This window comes from uncultured Roseobacter sp., assembly GCF_947492555.1.
Taxonomy (GTDB): domain Bacteria; phylum Pseudomonadota; class Alphaproteobacteria; order Rhodobacterales; family Rhodobacteraceae; genus Roseobacter.
Genome location: NZ_CANLNE010000004.1, coordinates 145,251 through 162,726 on the forward strand (window position 1 = coordinate 145,251; position 17,476 = coordinate 162,726).

Here is a 17,476-nt window from a genome sequence, read left to right on the forward strand (position 1 = left end):
CCCTTGCGGGAGCCCCTACCGTTGCAAAGGAACATGCCATGCTTACTCAGATCAAAGGCCTGCATCACATGACGTCGCTCGCCAGTGATGCGGTCGAGAACAACAGCTTTTTCACGCAGGTCCTCGGCCTGCGGCGGATCAAGAAAACGGTGAACTTCGACGCGCCGGATGTCTACCACCTCTACTACGGGGACGAGGTCGGCACGCCCGGGTCGGTGATGACCTATTTTCCCTTTCCCAACATCGTGAAAGGCAGTCGGGGCACCGGCGAGATCGGGGAAACGGTGTTTTCCGTACCCACAGGATCGCTGCCGTTTTGGCAGGAACGCCTTGCTGCGCAGAATGTGCAGGGTCTGGCGCGCGAAGATCACTTTGGGGACGCGCGTCTGCGCTTTAGCACCCCAGATGGTGAAGGCTTTGCCCTGGCAGAGGTCGCTGATGACACGCGACCGGCCTGGACCGGCAATGGCGTGAGCGCGGATCACACCATTCGTGGCTTTCACTCTGCCGGGATACGCCTGCGCGATGATGGCCAGATGGCCGAACTCCTGACCTTCATGGGCTATCAGAAGGTGGACAGGCAGGGAAATGTCACGCGCTACGCCGTCTCGGGCGGCACCGGCGCCAACACCATCGATCTGGTCAATTTGCCCGAGGTTGCACCCGCGCGTGAGGGGGCAGGCTCCGTGCACCACATCGCCTTTGCCGTGGACAACAGGGCGGCCCAGCTTGAGGTGCGCAAGGCACTGCTCGATACCGGCTACGCCGTAACGCCGGTGATCGATCGCGATTACTTCTGGGCGATTTACTTTCGCACGCCCGGTGGCGTTCTTTTCGAGGTCGCCACCAATGAGCCCGGGTTCGATCGCGACGAGGATACCGCCCATCTGGGCAGAGCCCTGAAACTACCCACGCAGCACGAGCATTTGCGCGAGGCGCTGGAAAAGAAGCTGCAGCCGATCCCGGCCTGATCATCGACAATACAAACCCGTCGCAGCCTGTCCGGTTGCGGCGGTTCCCTACGTGCAAAGACGTGCAAGGACGTGGAAATGCGACCTTCCGCCGGAATGTGGTTGCAAGCCCCGTCGCCGCGCGAAACAGTTGCTCCTAAGATTCGATAACAGATTGTGCGTTTTCCGCCCTGGGCGTGATGCGCCCAGGTTGCATGGGGGTTTTATGAAAAAAATCTATGATACGGCGTCCTCAGCGCTGGATGGGGTATTGCAGGACGGCATGCTGATTGCCGCTGGTGGCTTTGGGCTCTGCGGTATCCCGGAGTTGCTTTTGCAGGCGATCAAGGACGCGGGCACAAAGGATCTGACCTTTGCCTCGAACAATGCCGGTGTGGATGATTTTGGCATTGGCATCTTGCTGCAGACCCGGCAGGTCAAGAAGATGATCAGCTCTTACGTCGGCGAGAATGCCGAATTCATGCGCCAGTACCTGTCCGGCGAGTTGGAGCTGGAGTTCAACCCTCAAGGCACGCTGGCCGAACGCATGCGTGCGGGCGGCTGCGGCATTCCGGGGTTCTACACAAAGACCGGTGTCGGCACGGTGATCGCCGAGGGCAAGGAGCACAAGGATTTCGACGGGGAAACCTACATCCTGGAACGCGGCATTTTCGCTGATCTGAGCATTGTGAAAGCCTGGAAAGCGGACGAGACGGGCAATCTGGTCTTCCGCAAGACGGCGCGCAACTTTAACCCACCGGCGGCGATGTGCGGCAAAGTCTGCGTGGCCGAAGTAGAGGAAATCGTGCCGTTAGGCTCGCTTGATCCCGATACGATCCACCTGCCCGGGATCTACGTGCATCGCCTCGTCCAGGGCACCCATGAGAAACGTATCGAACAGCGCACCGTGCGCCAGAAGGAGACCGCCTAATGCCGTGGGATCGCAATCAGATGGCCGCGCGGGCGGCGGAGGAACTGGAAGACGGCATGTATGTCAATCTCGGCATTGGCATCCCGACGCTGGTGGCCAATTACGTGGGCGACAAGGATATTACCCTGCAGTCGGAAAACGGCATGCTGGGCATGGGTCCCTTCCCGCTTGAGGGCGAGGAAGACGCCGACCTGATCAACGCGGGCAAGCAGACGATCACCGAGCTGCGCCGCACGTCGTATTTCGATAGCGCCACCAGCTTTGGTATGATCCGCGGTGGCAAGATCGCGGCGGCCATTCTGGGGGCCATGGAGGTGGCTGAGAACGGCGACCTCGCGAACTGGATGATCCCCGGCAAGCTCGTGAAGGGCATGGGGGGTGCGATGGATCTGGTTGCGGGCGTGGGCCGCGTGATCGTGGTCATGGATCACACCAACAAGCACGGCGAGAGCAAGCTTTTGAAAGAATGCACGCTGCCGCTGACGGGGCAGGGTGTGGTGGACCGGATCATCACAAATCTTGGCGTGCTGGATGTTGTGGAAGGTGGTCTGAAGATCGTCGAAACGGCAGAGGGCGTGACTGAGGCGGAGCTGCGGGACGCAACCGAAGCCACAATTGTCTGAACACGGTGTTGAATTGCGGAAACTGTTGACGCTTAATTAGCAGCCGGGTTTGATGGGTGACACGCTGCTGTGCCACAAGTCACAACGCAACTGGGCCCTCAGCGATGATTGCTGGGGGTTTGGTTTTTGCGGGGGTTGTTTCTGGTCTTGATATTCTGGCCCTGCCTTGCGCTGGGCCAGTCCCTTGTGGAGATCGAACAACAGCTGGCCGGGCTGGGTTATGGCGTCGGCGCGGTGGATGGAATTGCCGACGCGAATACGCAAAACGCCGTGGTCGATTTTCAGTACAGCTTTGGCTTTGATGCGACCGGGCAACTGACACAGGAACAGGTCACGTTTCTGGCGCGGACTTATCAGATCGCGCAGGTGCCTACACCCCTTGTTGTCGAAGAACCGCGACAGCAGACCGGAACACCAGAGCAGATGTTTCTTGGCTGGGGATTTCCCAAGCCGCGGCGCATGCTCTATGCGAGTGGACCGCACTATCTGGCGGAGCGTTTGAGGCTGAACTCGAACGCGAATAACCGACGGCTTTCCACCTCGATCACCAAACCATTGATGGACGCCAATACCCAACGTCAAAAGCTCTTTCTGGAACAGGCGGAGGCCCTGGCACAGAATTCCGGCAACGGCCTGTCGCGGGCTCTCATGCTGCTGTCCACGTGGGAAGACGCCCCGGAAATCTACGGCGAGATCGAGGCGGCCATGCGGTTTGTCCTGAATACGGCCCAGGCATCGCCAGATGAGCCTGCTTATGTGGCGTTTCTGGCGCAGTCGATGCGACGGCGATTGGGCAACGGGTTTGCCTGCGAAGAGCCAGCGGGTGCCGTGATGTTCGGAGGTGTGACCGCTGCGGTGGCAGAGCTGGCTGCAGACTCCACTGCAGATGTTTTTGTGCGCGGGCGTATCCTGGAGACGACAATAAAATGCGTAGCACCTGAGAACCGCGAGGCGCTGATGCATCAAAGGTTGATGCTTGCGGCCCAAGTGTCCGAGGCGGCACAGGCCCGGGTGATGCGCGATCTGGCACGCGAAACCTATGCGCAGGGCAAAAACGAGAAAGCTTCTCGATACTATGCGCAACTCCATGACTGGACACTGACGCCCGCTGCGCAGGCTGATGACGAGCAGAGTTTTGGCCCGGTGTTGGAAAGCAGCGATACCATTGCCATGCATGCGGTCGGGCTGATGGCCCGCGCCCGTGCTCGCGCCGTGGCCGCGATGGAAAACATCGAAAGAACACCAGTTGTTACCGTCCATGCATCGCGAGCCGAGAAAGGCTGGTATGTCTACAATCTCTATAGAACATCCCAGATGTTCATGGAAATGGATCAGGTCGATCTGATCCGTCGCCTCAGCAGCTTTCTCAACAGTCAGGCGTTTGCGCCAAACCGGGGGTTCTTTCTTTTTGATGACGAGGCCAACGCATGGGAAGGGGCCTTGATCGGGCTGCGCGAACTCAGGCGGACCGAAGAGCATCGCAAAGTCTTTGATCTCGGTGCCAAGGTGATACCGTCGGTCCTTGCTGATCAAAGCTATGCCGACGCGCTCGAGATCAGCTTGATGCAGGCCGAGGCAGCGGTCATCATCGGGGCCTTTGAGGATGCAGAGCCGACGCTGGTGCGGGCAGTGTCACTCGCGCAAACACTTAAGCTCTTGCCGCAAGTAAAAACCCGCATAGCCGCCGTTCGGGAGGCGCTGAACCTGTCGCGCCTTACCCTTATGGGCCCGGGCCCGCTGCTGGTGGGCAAGTTGGAGGGGCACTACGGAACCGGTTGCGAGGGCGCGCCATTTTCTGATCAAGACAGGTTCCTCTCCTTCCCGCTCATTGATTACCGGGCCCTCGGCGATGACCCCGCCGTCGCCAAAGCGCTTGTTGACGAAGGGATGATGGCGCGCATGATCTCCTGCAATCCTGACTATAATGTCTTTGGTATGGAGTTAACCGCAACCTGCGCGGTGGCGGCGCTTTCCGGGCGCAAGGATGTTGTTGACTACATCCTGCGTGCCCAGCCCGCGGTATATGACGATGGCTTGGGGACCTGGACATCCTGCGCCATGGGGCTGATACACGCCGGGCGCTTCGAGTGGTTTGAACCGCCCTTTGATACGGTGGAGGCTGACCACCGGGCGGATAATCTGCGCTTTCTCATGATGAGCCCGCATGAACGCCGGCAGGCCGCCGCAGCTGCGCCGCAAACGGATGATTATGTCGGTTACTGGGAGGTGGACTGGCGGCGTCTGGAAGCGGAAGTTCCAACGGATTTGCGCAGGAAAAGGTTACAGGATTTCTACACTTCATTTGGTGGGTCCTTCGGCAATATTGGGCCACAAGAAACGGACTATGCGGGGGCCTTAAGTCAGGCGATTGCCTTTGAACGGCTTGGCTTTCTCAATCTTGCAGAGGCATATTATCACGCCTCTTTTCCTGGCGAAATGTTTGATTTTGAAAGGGAAACGGAGGTGGAACTGGCGCGTGACCTGTTGCGACCGAATGCAATCGAGCACCGTATCGCCTTGGCCGGCCTCTACCGCAAGCAGGGCCGCCCGGACCGGGCCTATCAAGCGGTAGGTCCGCTGGCAGAACTTGCCGTGACACGGCTTGGCACCGATGCGGACCCGTTGCCCGGGACCGTTGAGCAATGGGCGCAGCGACTGGAGCCGTTGTTCACCCTTTACCTTGAACTTCAGTTCGAAGGGTTGCGTGAAGGGCCCAATTATCCGGCACTTTTTGCCGTTCAACAGTATCTGCAACTGGCAGGCTCCACTGCGTCGCTCTCGGTTTTGGAGCAGCGTCTGAATTCTGCCGCCCCAGAGGCGGCGCGTCAGTATCAGGACACACTGCGGGCGCTGCGGTCCGCGCTGAATGCGCCAGAGCAGAACGAGCAGCGCATCATTGAGTTGAACCAGCGTCTGCAGGCAATTTCGACCCGCCTGCCAGATGCGGATGCAGCGCGGCGCAGCCACCAGATCGGGGTGACGCGCAGCCTTCGAGAGGTTGTACAGGCAATGCGCGCCTCGGACGGGGCCATGATTGTGGCGACCCAACTGAGCGATGGTGTCGTCCTGACATATGTCGATGGGTCGGGCGCGCGTGCGCGGAGGTTGGCGCGGGATGAGGCGGGCATGGCGGCGCTTGTGACCGCGTTTCGGCGGAGCGTTGTTGAAAGCTCGGAACGGCTCGATCTTTTTGATGAGACCCGCGCATCGCAGATCTATGACGAGCTGATCGGCTGGGGACATTCCGGTCAGGAAAGGCCCCCATCAGAGCTGCGCCTCGTGCTCACGGGTCCTTTGGCGACATTGCCCTTTGCCGCTCTAAGACGCGGGGAGGACTGGCTGGGTGCCACGGCTGTTCTGCGAGCAGCGCCCTCTGTTGCAAGAGCGTCGGCAGAGTTGCGTAAACCGGAACCGGGACGTGGCTTCGTAGGTCTCGGCGATCCCAACCTTACCGATGGAGATTTGGCGACCCGGAAGATGTTGCTCGGACCAAATGCTGCCTTGCCCGAATTGCCGGAAACCGCGGCCGAGCTGACCTTTATGGCGCTGGCTTTCGGTGGCAATCCAACCAGTGACGTCTTTACGCGTGAGCGCGCAACAGAAGCACAGATGCGCGCGTTGGACCGGTCTGACCGTCTGGCGGATGCGGGTATTCTTGCCTTGGCAACTCACGGGCTTTTGTCGCGTGAAACCGGTTCTCTGGGGGCTGCCGGATTGATGATGTCCTTACCGGAAGGCCCCGGCTCGGATGGCATTTTAACTGCGCCCGAGATCTACAGCTACCGCATCGGGGCTGATCTGGTCATCCTTTCTGCCTGTAACACCGGCACGCCAGGCGCGGGGGCAGGGCTGTCTGATCTGGCATCCGCCTTTCTCTATGCTGGCGCAGGATCGCTTCTGTTGACCCATTGGGAAATCGACAGCGGTGCAGGTGTTGAGCTGATGAAGCGCGTGGCGACCAGTCAACGTACAGGAGAAGCGGAGGATTTTTCGACATCCATCCGGCAGGCGGTGTCGGGCCTATTGGCTGATCCGGCCTTGGAACGTTTTCATCATCCGCGCTTTTGGGCGAGCCACTTTATTCTCGGGTAGGCATGATCGTCGGGTTTGATGTCGGCAACGTGTGAAGGCCTCGGACCAAGAAGAAGACAACCAACGATCTCACATCTGATTTCTCTCGGCGCGCGCCTTGAAATCTGGCGGGCGCGCAGGTTTTTCACACCGGATTTTTTACAGCCAAAACGATTAGATTTTTACGTGATAACGCGGCCTTAAACGCGCTCGTCTATCTGTTGTACGGGGTTGTCAGAAGGGATGTGATGCGCCGGAATGGAAACGCAAACGCAGTTTCTTTGATCGGGTCGCTGGTGGATGCGCTGGCGGTCCCTGCCTTTTTTGTGGATTCCGACTACCGGATCATTGCGGCAAACAGTCAGTGCAGAGCATTGCTGGATACACGGGAACGCGATGCCCGTGTCGGACGGCAACTCCATGCACTGCTCCATCCGGATCACGCACCTGCTGTTCTTAGAAGTCTGGAAATGGCCAGCTCAGATGTGGCCGCTTTGGACGTAGCGATACTGCCCCTGGGCAACGCCACCGCACTGCGTCTTTTTTCCGCCAAGCCGCTGAAGCTGGAGGATGAAGCGCCTTGGGGTTTCCTGTGTCAATGCACAGAAGCACTGCAACATGTTGAAGTGATTGAGGCACCACGGCCCAAGCCCGAAAATATGGCACAGCGCTGTTGGAGTTTTTCGATAGAAACCGGAAAGATTTCGCGCACGCAGACAGGTGTGGCAATGATGCCTGTAATCGAAGAGGAGTGTCTGCAGGATTACTTGCAGAAAGTACTTCCCGACGGGCGTGATAGATTGAGATGCGCGCTCGCAACGCTGATCTCAACGGTCGAGAATGAGATCCGCCTGACGTATCAGGTTGCGGGAGAGAATGGACAGGATACTCTGATTTCGGCAAAGGGGCATGTGACCCGTCGCGATGCCAAGGATTTTCCCGCCGAAATCACCTTGCAGGAAACGGACATTTCGGAGTTCGCCCAATGCGATGGCGTCCATGCTTCGCTTGCCGAAAGTGAGCTGAGATGGAAAACGGCTGTGCTCAGTGCAAATCAAGGTGTTTGGGATCACGACTTTGAGCACGGAAGGCATTTCCTCTCAAAAACCTGGCGGGATTTGCGCGGCCTGACCGGGGATGAGAAGGTGCCTGAAACAACCGAAGACTGGTTGAAGACCATTCACCCGCAAGACCTCTACCATATACAGGCCGAACTCGACCGTCTCGATAGCGGTGAAACGGACGACATCAACTACAAGTTTCGTCAGCGTCATTCCAATGGCCAATGGGTCTGGTTTTTGAGCCGGGGGCGCATTGTCAGGCGTGATGCTGATGGGTTGCCCGCGCGCATTATCGGTACCGATATCGATATCACCGACATCAAGACCGTCGAGATTGAAAGCCAGAGAATGGCGGAGCGACTGGATGTTGCCATGGAAGCGGCAGGCATGGCGCGCTGGGAGTTCAACGTGAATTCGGATCAGGCCTTCTGGGATGATCGCTTGCTCAAGATGTTCGGCATAAAGGACGGTCAAAACTTGCGCACCGGGGCCGATTGGAGCACCTTCATTCACCCCGAAGACCGAGAAGCGGCGGTTGCCTATACCGAAGAGTGCCTGCAAAAAGAACAAGACGTGGCCTGCGACTACAGGCTTGTGGCCCTGGACGGAACTCTTCGCTACATTCGGACGCGCGGTAAGTTTGTAAACGACAGTGAAACCGGCCCAAGATATTATGGGGTGAACTTCGACATCACGAAGGATCAGCTCCGCGCGCAGGAACTGGAAGATGCGCGCGCGAGATTGGAGCATGAAAGCCGGCACGATGCGCTGACCGGGCTTGCCAATCGCAGGCGTCTTGATGACGTCTATACCGAATACATGCGCGATAGGGCTGCGGCCAATGTACGGCTGGCCGTTCTTCATTTCGATATCGACCATTTCAAGCAGATTAACGATACGCTCGGCCACGATGCGGGTGATGCAACGCTGAAACATGCCGCTGATATCTTACGCAGGAATGCGCCCGAAAACGCACTGGTGTCCCGTGTGGGCGGTGATGAATTCGTTGCCTTGCTGTTTGACGCACCCGAGGACGGCGAGCTCGAGGAGATCGCGGAGCGGATAATAGATGACATGTCGCGCCCGTATTTTTACGGCTCGCAAGAATGCAATATTGGTACAAGCATTGGAATTGCCGTTGTGGATGGGCAAATCAAGCCCGGTTGCAACCTCTTCATTGACGCCGATCTGGCGCTTTACGAGGCGAAAAAGGCTGGTCGAGGTCGGTACCGGTTTTACAATACCGCTATGAAGGAAGAGGCCCGGCGCCGAAAGAACTCGTTTGACGCCTTGCTGGCCGGGTTTGATCAAGGTGAAATCACCTGTCACTACCAACCGCAATTTGATGCGAACACGCTTGAACTCACCGGTTTGGAAGCGCTGGTCAGATGGGAGAGCGCCAAGTTCGGTCTGATCATGCCGGAGGAGTTTCTGGAAACGGCGGAAGACATGGGTTTGCTTGCGCAATTTGACGAACTGGTGTTGCGTCGTGCGCTCTATGACATGAAACAATGGAAGAGTGCAGGGTTGGCGGTGCCACCCATCTCCGTGAACGTCTCTGCCAATCGGCTCAATGACCCCAGTCTTGGGGATCGGTTACGAGAATTGGACTTGCCACGCGGTATGTTGTCCTTTGAGCTTTTGGAATCTGCATTTCTGGACGCCCGGAATGACGTGATCGACAAAAACCTTAAAAAGATCAGCGAGATGGGGATCGATATTGAAATCGATGATTTCGGCAGTGGTCATGCCTCGATTGCCAGTCTGCTACAGATCGCTCCGCAGCGGCTTAAAATCGACCGTACGCTGATCCAGCCAATTGTTGACTCCCGACGACAGCGTGAGTTGGTCAAGACCATCATCGGAATTGGTCGCATGCTGGACATCCGCGTTGTCGCCGAAGGGGTGGAAACAGAGGCTCACGTGCCAATTTTGAAAAATATGGGGTGCTGCTATCTGCAAGGTTACGGTTTGGCGCGGCCGATGGATGCGGATGCGGTCCGAGCGTTCCTGGTGGAGCTTGGCAATACGCAGGGCAGGCTGAAACTTGCCTGAGCCCGCGCGCTGCGGGTCTTGTGCGTATCAGCTGCGTTCGCTCAGAGGGAGGTGAGAACCTCCGGCTGTAGGCCGATCAGGGTCGATCCGTCAGCGGGTTTCAAACCACCTCTCGGTCCGGTTTTTCTCAAGGTACTTCAGAAGGTCCGGCAGGCTAAGCGGCTCGGAGAAGTAATACCCTTGTAACTTCCCTGCGCCCAGCTCGCTCAGAATGCTTGCCTGCTCCTGGGTTTCGACCCCCTCGGCAATCACACCAATATCCAGCGCATTGCCTATTTCTATGATCGATTGCACCAGACGGGTTGCGTTGTTTCCTCGTGCCATGGGACTGATCAGGCGACGATCAATCTTCAATCGATCGGGGCCGATCCGCTGCAGCGCAACAATTGATGCCCGCCCGCTGCCGAAGTCGTCCACCTCTAAGGCGATGCCCATGTCCCGCAACTGATCAAGCTGCATAAGAAAGGCATCGCTTTCTTCTTCCAGGAAAATTGTTTCCAGCAATTCAAAGGCGATCTCGCCTGAATAAGTGTTTGCAAGACGCCCGATTTCGGCAATCTCTTCAAACTGGATGCGATTGGCACTGACGTTAAAGGAAAGGTTGGGCTGCCTCTCCATTCCCCGAAATGCGTCTTCGCATTCTGCAATCGCTTTTTCGAAAATCATTCGATCAATATCCGCAACCACATTCAGGTCCGTTGCAACCGGCAGGAAACTGTCAGGTGTCAGAATGCGGTCCCTTCGATGATGCCAGCGCGCCAACGCCTCAACACCCACAACACGCCCGGATTGCGCATCCACCTGTGGCTGATAATGGGGCACAAATTCGTGCTCCTCCAACGCCCGCATGATGTCATCAGCCAGCTTCTTGGTCTTCCGCATCTCTTCAATGTCAGACTGGTCAAAGATCGCCAGCTGACCGCGCCCGGCCCGCTTTGCCTTGTAAAGAGCTACATCAGAATTCGTCAGCAGGTCTCTTTCGTCGGCCAGTGGCGTACGCGCGATCCCGATGGACGCGCCAAACCGGCATTCGCGGCCTTCGAACGTAGAAGGTTTGACCAGATCCACAAGAAGTGCTTCAGCCAGCCTTTCAGGGCGGTCGCTGTCTTTCGGGATATTCAGGAGGATAACAAACTCATCACCGCCAATCCGCGCAACTACATCCTCTGACCGTACATTGTTGCGAATGCGATTGGCCACATCGATCAACACATGGTCCCCTGCGGCATGGCCAATCGTATCGTTGATCTGCTTAAAACGATCCAGATCGATGTGTAACGAGGCAAGTTCGCCACCTGAGCTGCGTCGCAACCTCGATAGTTCGCCGAATTTTTCGGACAGGTAACGCCGATTACCCAATCCCGTCAGTTGATCATGCAGTGCTTTGAACGTGATCTGCTGGTTGGCTTCTTCCAACTGGTGGGCATAGTTCTCCAATGCGCGCTGCTGGCGTACGGCTTCGGTCATGTTCAGACGCAGCACGAGGGTTTCGCCATTTTCGGAGCGCGACCGAATGATGCGGTAGTGCATATCGTCGGCGAATTCGAAATCCTCTTCTTCGATGTGCACCATCTCCGAGTCAATGTATTCATTGACCCACTCAGCTTCACGTCCCTTTGCTGCTGGCACATGGCCATTACGCGTGGCCAGCCCCAAAACCTCGGAGACGTTCATCCCGACATAGATGTCGTCTGGGTCAGTTGTCAGAGATGATGTAAAAGCTGGGTTCCAGATCAGCAGATTGAGATCCTTGTCGTAGATTGAGAACGGGTCGGGAAAAGCGTTGATGGCCGAAATCAGACGGCCTTGGGATTCTTCCAGTTCCCGCCGCTGGCGTACCAGTTCGGTGGTGTCCAGACGCACCACGACCAAATCACCATTGCTGGATCTTGATCGCAGTAATCGGTGATGCATGTCACCGGCGACCGTCATGTCTTCAATCGGAACAACGTTTTCGGCGGCGTCTAACGTTTCGCGCAACCAGGCGTCCTCGCGGCCGATGGCGTCGGAAAAGCGTGCATTGCGCAGACCAACCCGCATCGCCTCTTCGAGGCTCATGCCTTCGCGCATCTCGTCGGGATTGTCGGTCAGGGCGGCAGTGTAACTTTCATTCCACGCCACGAGCTTGGAGCCTGAATCGTAGATGCAGAACGGGGCCGGATAGGCGCTGATTGCCGCAAGAAACCGCTCTTGAAGCGCTTCTGCATCCCGTCTTTGCCGCACCAGTTCGGTGGTGTTCATCTGGATCACCACAACATCGCCGTTTGGCGCTTGGTTGCGTAATACCCTGTGGTGAACGTCGCCCGGCAATTCTAGGTCAGTGTGTGGTGACACGGTCGCCATCGGTTTTGTCTGGCGGGTCAGTTTCCTGGGGTCGTTCACGTCATCCGGTTGGAAACGCCCATTGCGTACGCCCAGTGCTTGTACCTCGGATGCGGCCATGCCGGCCTGCAAATCATCCGGCGTGTCCGTGATCGAGGTTGTGAACGCATCGTTCCACATCACCAACCGCTCTGTGGCATCATAGATGGCAAACGGGTCGGGATAGGCGTTTAGCGCCGCGATGGTCCGCTCGTGAATCTCGGTGGACTGGCGTCGCTGCCGCACAAGCTCGGAGATGTCCAGCCGGATGATCACCCAATCGCCATTCTCTGCCACACTGCGCAGAATGCGGTGGTGCACATCACCTGCTAACTCGATGTTCTCCGCCGTACGCGTGATGGTTTCAGGTTTCTTGAATTTGTCGAAATATGCGTCCCGGCCTTGTGGCGGCACGGCGATCAAGCCGCAGTCAAAGGCGACATTCATCACATCACGAATGTGCATGCCGGCCTTGATCGCCTCCGGATCGGTGGACATCGATTTGCGGTAAGCCGTGTTGCTGATCACCAGCCGCATGTCCTTGTCGTAGATTACGAACGGATCGGGGTAGGCGTTCATCGCCGAGAGCAGGCGGGTCTGCGTGGCCAGGAGCTCACGGTACATGCCGTCCTGTTCGGCCAGCAAGGCATCGCGGTCTTTCAGCGCTTGCGCTGCAGCGTCCTCGCGCGCTTTGAGGTCAGAGATGTCGCGAAACGTGGCACAGCTGTATCGGCCGCCATTTTCCGGATCATCAAAGGCAAAGAAGGAGATACTGGTCCAGAACTTGCTGCCATCCGCCCGCACGCAGCTGGTCTCCGCGTGGAACTGTTGTTCGCCGGCCGCGAATTTGGGGGCCACGCTGGCCACGTACTCGTCCCAGGTGTCGGGATCGTGCACGATGTCGACCGGTCCGCCCAGGATGTCCTCCGGATCGTGGCCAAAGAGCTTGGTGTAAGAAGGGTTCACATAGACCAGACGCGCGGTCTCATCCGACGGACCGCGATAGCCCACCCCCACCGCATCCTGGGTCAGCGATAGAAAGTCCTTTAGAACATCTGACAGCTGCATGCATCGGCCTTTGCATTAATGGCGGATACATACGTTTGATAGGTTACTCGAAGCGTAACCTTAGATTTTTAGATATTTCGGTTTTGCATGAAAGGCCGCCAGAAGCAGGCTATTTGAGCAATGCTGCGGCTTCCAGTGACCGAATGCTTGTGGATAGGTAAAACTGAAGACATTTTTCTTTCTCGGGGTCGGCGGTATTGCAGGTTTACCTGCGACGGACCGGGCAACATCCAGCTGCTTATCTGTCCAAGCGACCGGAGACATGAAGGGCATTTTGCAGCCGTGTTCGTCCAGGTGGCGAGAACACTGGAGCTCGAAAGATGTATTCTGGTCGCGTAGCGATACTCATGCGTCATGATCGCCAGGGTCTCGCGGGTGCGACCGCATTTATGCCGGAGCGGACATCATATTCGGGCGGACCTGCGAAATGAGCCTGTCTTCTACCGCGCGGATGCTGTCACTCAGCTCAAGGTGAAGCGATTTGAGCCGCTCGAAGTGCCAGTCCAGCGCGGCAATCTCCTGCGTGATATCGAACATCTTAGTGGTGAACTTGTCGCGTTCGGCTTGGTAAGATGTTACGTCGTCGGGGTTTTGAGTAAAGGCACTGGCGAGGCGATGGGCATCGACCAGAGCATCCGTCATTCCCAACGCCGTGCAGGGGTCTTTGAAGTAACCCGCATCTCCAACAAGTGCCCATCCGGGGCCCGCGCAGACGCGTCTGTAGCCCCGCACACCGGGAAATCTGCGTAGCCGCTCAGCAGGCCCACGGGCCTGCAAATCGTCTGCGATACCCGGCTCCCATTGCGCCAGCTCGCCCAAGATCGCGCGATACGCGTTGGGCGCAAACTCGTCTATGAAGTGACCCGGTTTGATCTGGCTGAATAGGCAATGCAGGCCGTTTGTCGTCGGGATCAACCCGGTGATGCTTGCTGTGCCGAAATACCAGCGATACCCCGCGTTCTCGATACCTTCCACATATGTGTATGCCGTGGCTGTGCAGGCCTTGGAACGTATCTGCATGGGGGCTCCGACCGCCTTGGCCAAACTGGATCGGACACCGTCTGCGCCGATGACCAGGGATGCGCAAATCGTACGCACCGTGCCATCCGCAAACTGCAGTGTCGCGCCTCCAATACGGTCGCTTAAGTCGCGTCCGACGCCAACCAAGCTTACATCACCTTGAAACTCCGCGCCCGCCCGGATGGCGGCATCGCGCAAAAGGGTGTCCAACAGCCACCGCCGGGGCGCCAACAGACCTGGCACGCTTGCATTTTCTTTGACCGGCAGGCTGATCTGCTCAGGACCGTAGTGGAAGTGCGTCTTGGTCACCACTGGCGTATCATTGGTGATAATATCGTCAAGCAAACCCCAGTCGGACAGCAGCCTTACTGCCGGTCGTGTCAGCGCATGTGTCGACAAGGTATCGTCCAGATCCGGATCCCGGTCGATCAACAGAACTCTTGCGCCTTGCCGCGCCAACAACAGGGCCGTGGCCGCCCCCGCACAGCGTGCGCCGACGATCACAGCATCGTAGTAGTCGTGATTTGGATGACTGCGCATCAGGTCAAATGCCTTTTCCGAGATACCCCACAACATCGGTGTCGTGCAGGTGCAGACCCGAGCCGCCGCCCTTATGGTGTCAGCGTGTTGGAGGGGTAGCCCGCCCGGTTCTGGCTTGCCTGAAAAGGAATTGAATGTTTTCTGAATGCTGGCGCTTGTCTGCTCAGCTATCCGTGCCCCGCGCGCGCTGGCCGTTCGGAGAAATGCGGTGCACACCAAGGCCAATTGGCTTGCGCCGGTTGCCAGGCAGAGTGGGGTCAGGGCCCCAGATTGCCTGATATGTGTCGACGGCCATGCCGCGCGATTGCAGAACAAGGGACACAATGCCCAAGCCTCCCCACCACAGTGCAAGTGACAGCCACATCCAGTTTGGCGCATTTGCCTGCCATAGGCCGGACAGAATGGTCGCGATGGAGAGGAGGAGCGCCAGATATCCCGCGCCCTTATGCGCATATTCAAAAACCAGTCTTCGCGGTGTCATGTCATAGTGATCACCGTGCAGGCTGCCGTCTGGCGCTGGTTCTGTCGGGCCTCCCTTGGTGCCCCTGAGCAATCCACCGGTTAGCTGAACCATCGCCAGCGCCAGGACGGTCCACCCCAGAAACTGATGCGGGCCGGGGATCGTCGTCAGAGGTGGTGCGCTGCGAATGAACCAGAGCCCGACCACCATCAGCACGCAGGCCGAATACTGACAGATACGATGGGTGTTCCACCAAAAATGATGGTCCAGTGTTTCGGGCCAGTTCTGGCCGGGTGCAATCTTGAAATAGCGGGCGATGAATATCCCCAGCGGGACAAGAACGCCCCAGGACACAACCATGAAACGGGCGTGCCAACTCAGATGCCAACCCACATCATGCAGGCGGCTGGTATCCATCGGGGCGGCAAGCCAGTCCAGCATCAGCCCTTGACCGCGCCCGCAGTCATGCCGGTGATGATCTGGCGCGACGCCACGAAGGTAAAGATGATCGGCGGAATGGCCAGCAACATGCCGGTGGCCATGATCACGCCCCAGTCGATGTCGAACTCGGTGATCGAATTCACGATGGTCACGGGCACCGTGCGCGAGTTGCGGTCCGCCAGCGCATTGGCCAGCAGGAACTCGTTCCACGCGACCCGGAAAGTGAAGATCGCCGCGGCCGCCAGCCCCGGCTTGATCAGCGGCAGGACAACGAGAAAGAAAACCTGGAAGGGGCCCGCGCCATCCATGCGCGCGGCCTCTTCCAGCTGGATCGGCACCTGCACGATGAAACTCTGCAGGATCCAGATGACGAAGGGGAGGTTCATCGCCACGTAAACCAGAATGATGCCCGCGCGCGTTCCGTCGATCTGGAACTGGAAGGTCCAGATGCCGAAGACGGGCACCAGCAATACGGCGGGGGGCACCATGCGCATCGCCAGTGTCGAGAGCGACACCGTATCGCGCCCCATAAAGCGGAAGCGCACCAGCGCGTAGGCGGCCATACAGCCAATCACCAGCGTCAGCACCGTCGAGACCAGCGCGATGATCAGCGAGTTCACCAGCGCGCGGCCAAAGGTCTTGTCGCAATAATCAATGTGCGGGGCTTCGTACCACAGGAAGTCGCAGAGCGCCGTTTCATAGTTGCGCAGCGTGGGCATGAAAAGCAGCGAAGAGCTGTCTGACATGATGTCCACGTTCAACTTGAGTGAGGTGGTCAGCATCATCACGATGGGCCCGACGGCCATGACCACCAGCGCCACGAGAAGCGCGTAAAAGGCCGGGTTCTGCTTGTCGTAGATTTTTTCGGCCATCAGAGGTCCTCCTCCGCCGCTTTGCGCAGCCGCGCGGCGCGGGCTTCGACCGCCTTGTTGTAGGCAAACATCGCGAAGGTCAGGATCACCAGCAGGATCAGCAGGTAATTCGACATGGCCGCCGCCTCGCCAAGTTCTCGGAATTCCGAGGCGGTGCGCGAGATGCGCAGCGACAGGATTTCCGTCGAGAGACCCGGCCCGCCGTTGGTGAGCACGAGGATCACCTCAAGCACCTTGAAGGCGTCGATCAGGCGCAAGAGCAGCGTCACGATCAGCACCGGCATCATCAGCGGCAGCTTGATATAGACGATCTGCTGCCAGCCGGTGGCGCCGTCAATCCGGGCGGCTTCCATCGCGGACCGCGGCAGCGATTGCAGCGCGGCCAACGACAGGATGAAGATGAACGGCGTCCACTGCCAGACATCCGCGATCACCACCGAGGCAAAGGCCCAGCTGCCGTCACTCAGCCAGGGGACCGGCTCAAACCCTAATGATTTCAGCGTTCTATTAAATATGCCAACCGACGGGTGATACATATACCGCCACATGAGGCCAACCACGATCGGCGCAATCATCATTGGCAGGATGAACAGCGTGCGCAGTACAGACATGCCACGAATGTTGCGGTCGAGCAGCAGGGCAAGACCGACGCCCAGCACCATCTCCAGCGTGACCACAACGGCAGCGAATTTCAGCGTGACAAAGAAACTCTCGCGAAAGGCCGCGTCGCTCAGCAGGCCGATGTAGTTCTTCAGGCCAACAAATTCCGCCTCGCCGATCCGTTGACTGGGGTTCCAGTCGAGGAAACTGGCGTAGATCATGTAGCCAATCGGGTAGAGCAGGGCCACCGCCATCACCAGCGCTGCAGGCGCCAGGAAGAGATAGGGCGTGAGCCGATTTGCGTTGGCGGTCTGCATGGGCTGCTGGTCCGTGCTACGAGGGCTTCTGGGTGGTCCCGGCGCTGGTGATTGGCGCGCCGGGGCCTTGGGTGGTTTTCTCTAGGCGGTCAGCGCAAAGAGTGGT

Annotated in this window: 11 protein-coding genes; 5 read left to right on the forward strand and 6 right to left on the reverse strand. The window is 58.1% G+C overall.

Translation table 11 applies throughout. From position 1 onward, the window contains the following. The first annotated feature begins 38 nt into the window (after positions 1-38). The 5 genes from Q1A07_RS19480 to Q1A07_RS19500 all read left to right on the forward strand — a co-directional run bounded on the left by Q1A07_RS19480 (position 39) and on the right by Q1A07_RS19500 (position 9,691). Positions 39-971, forward strand: a complete 933-nt coding sequence (locus tag Q1A07_RS19480; protein WP_299783697.1) for a VOC family protein — start codon at positions 39-41, stop codon at positions 969-971. 205 nt (positions 972-1,176) lie between these two features. Then, the gene (locus Q1A07_RS19485) at positions 1,177-1,881 is read left to right on the forward strand and encodes a CoA transferase subunit A (RefSeq protein WP_299783698.1); all 705 of its coding nucleotides are present in this window, start codon (positions 1,177-1,179) and stop codon (positions 1,879-1,881) included. After that, positions 1,881-2,504: a 3-oxoacid CoA-transferase subunit B gene (locus Q1A07_RS19490; RefSeq protein WP_299783699.1), complete on the forward strand. Its 624-nt coding sequence runs from the start codon at positions 1,881-1,883 to the stop codon at positions 2,502-2,504. Before Q1A07_RS19485 ends, Q1A07_RS19490 begins: the two co-directional genes overlap by 1 nt. Before the next feature lie 147 nt (positions 2,505-2,651). Then, entirely contained in the window at positions 2,652-6,596 is a 3,945-nt protein-coding gene (locus Q1A07_RS19495) for a CHAT domain-containing protein (protein ID WP_299783700.1), read from the forward strand. Between the two features lie 227 nt (positions 6,597-6,823). Further along, positions 6,824-9,691 carry an EAL domain-containing protein gene (locus Q1A07_RS19500; RefSeq protein WP_299783701.1) on the forward strand — a complete coding sequence of 956 codons (2,868 nt, stop codon included), beginning with the start codon at positions 6,824-6,826 and terminating at the stop codon, positions 9,689-9,691. Between the two features lie 90 nt (positions 9,692-9,781). On the opposite strand, the gene Q1A07_RS19505 is transcribed toward Q1A07_RS19500, so the two are convergent. From Q1A07_RS19505 to Q1A07_RS19530, 6 genes are all read right to left on the reverse strand, one after another. Continuing rightward, positions 9,782-13,120 carry an EAL domain-containing protein gene (locus Q1A07_RS19505; protein WP_299783703.1) on the reverse strand — a complete coding sequence of 1,113 codons (3,339 nt, stop codon included), beginning with the start codon at positions 13,118-13,120 and terminating at the stop codon, positions 9,782-9,784. 60 nt (positions 13,121-13,180) lie between these two features. Then, positions 13,181-13,384, reverse strand: coding sequence for a hypothetical protein (locus Q1A07_RS19510; RefSeq protein ID WP_299783705.1), 204 nt, complete (start codon positions 13,382-13,384; stop codon positions 13,181-13,183). A 123-nt stretch (positions 13,385-13,507) separates the two neighbouring features. Continuing rightward, complete coding sequence (locus Q1A07_RS19515) at positions 13,508-14,716, reverse strand: FAD-dependent monooxygenase (protein ID WP_299783707.1); 1,209 nt, start codon at positions 14,714-14,716, stop codon at positions 13,508-13,510. Positions 14,717-14,843: 127 nt separating this feature from the next. Continuing rightward, on the reverse strand, positions 14,844-15,581 hold the full coding sequence (locus Q1A07_RS19520) for a cytochrome b561 domain-containing protein (protein WP_299783709.1): 738 nt from the start codon (positions 15,579-15,581) through the stop codon (positions 14,844-14,846). Next, positions 15,581-16,453, reverse strand: coding sequence for a carbohydrate ABC transporter permease (locus Q1A07_RS19525; protein WP_299783711.1), 873 nt, complete (start codon positions 16,451-16,453; stop codon positions 15,581-15,583). The genes Q1A07_RS19520 and Q1A07_RS19525 overlap by 1 nt, the downstream gene beginning before the upstream one ends. Next, complete coding sequence (locus Q1A07_RS19530) at positions 16,453-17,370, reverse strand: carbohydrate ABC transporter permease (protein ID WP_299783713.1); 918 nt, start codon at positions 17,368-17,370, stop codon at positions 16,453-16,455. The genes Q1A07_RS19525 and Q1A07_RS19530 overlap by 1 nt, the downstream gene beginning before the upstream one ends. Positions 17,371-17,476: the final 106 nt, after the last annotated feature.

Bases quoted from the DNA above. Each gene is read 5' to 3' on its own strand.
- Q1A07_RS19500 (WP_299783701.1), top strand. From the start codon at position 6,824: ATGCGCCGGAATGGAAACGCAAACGCAGTTTCTTTGATCGGGTCGCTG.
- Q1A07_RS19515 (WP_299783707.1), bottom strand. From the start codon at position 14,716: ATGTTGTGGGGTATCTCGGAAAAGGCATTTGACCTGATGCGCAGTCAT.
- Q1A07_RS19490 (WP_299783699.1), top strand. From the start codon at position 1,881: ATGCCGTGGGATCGCAATCAGATGGCCGCGCGGGCGGCGGAGGAACTG.
- Q1A07_RS19505 (WP_299783703.1), bottom strand. From the start codon at position 13,120: ATGCAGCTGTCAGATGTTCTAAAGGACTTTCTATCGCTGACCCAGGAT.
- Q1A07_RS19480 (WP_299783697.1), top strand. From the start codon at position 39: ATGCTTACTCAGATCAAAGGCCTGCATCACATGACGTCGCTCGCCAGT.
- Q1A07_RS19525 (WP_299783711.1), bottom strand. From the start codon at position 16,453: ATGGCCGAAAAAATCTACGACAAGCAGAACCCGGCCTTTTACGCGCTT.
- Q1A07_RS19485 (WP_299783698.1), top strand. From the start codon at position 1,177: ATGAAAAAAATCTATGATACGGCGTCCTCAGCGCTGGATGGGGTATTG.
- Q1A07_RS19520 (WP_299783709.1), bottom strand. From the start codon at position 15,581: ATGCTGGACTGGCTTGCCGCCCCGATGGATACCAGCCGCCTGCATGAT.
- Q1A07_RS19530 (WP_299783713.1), bottom strand. From the start codon at position 17,370: ATGCAGACCGCCAACGCAAATCGGCTCACGCCCTATCTCTTCCTGGCG.
- Q1A07_RS19510 (WP_299783705.1), bottom strand. From the start codon at position 13,384: ATGTCTCCGGTCGCTTGGACAGATAAGCAGCTGGATGTTGCCCGGTCC.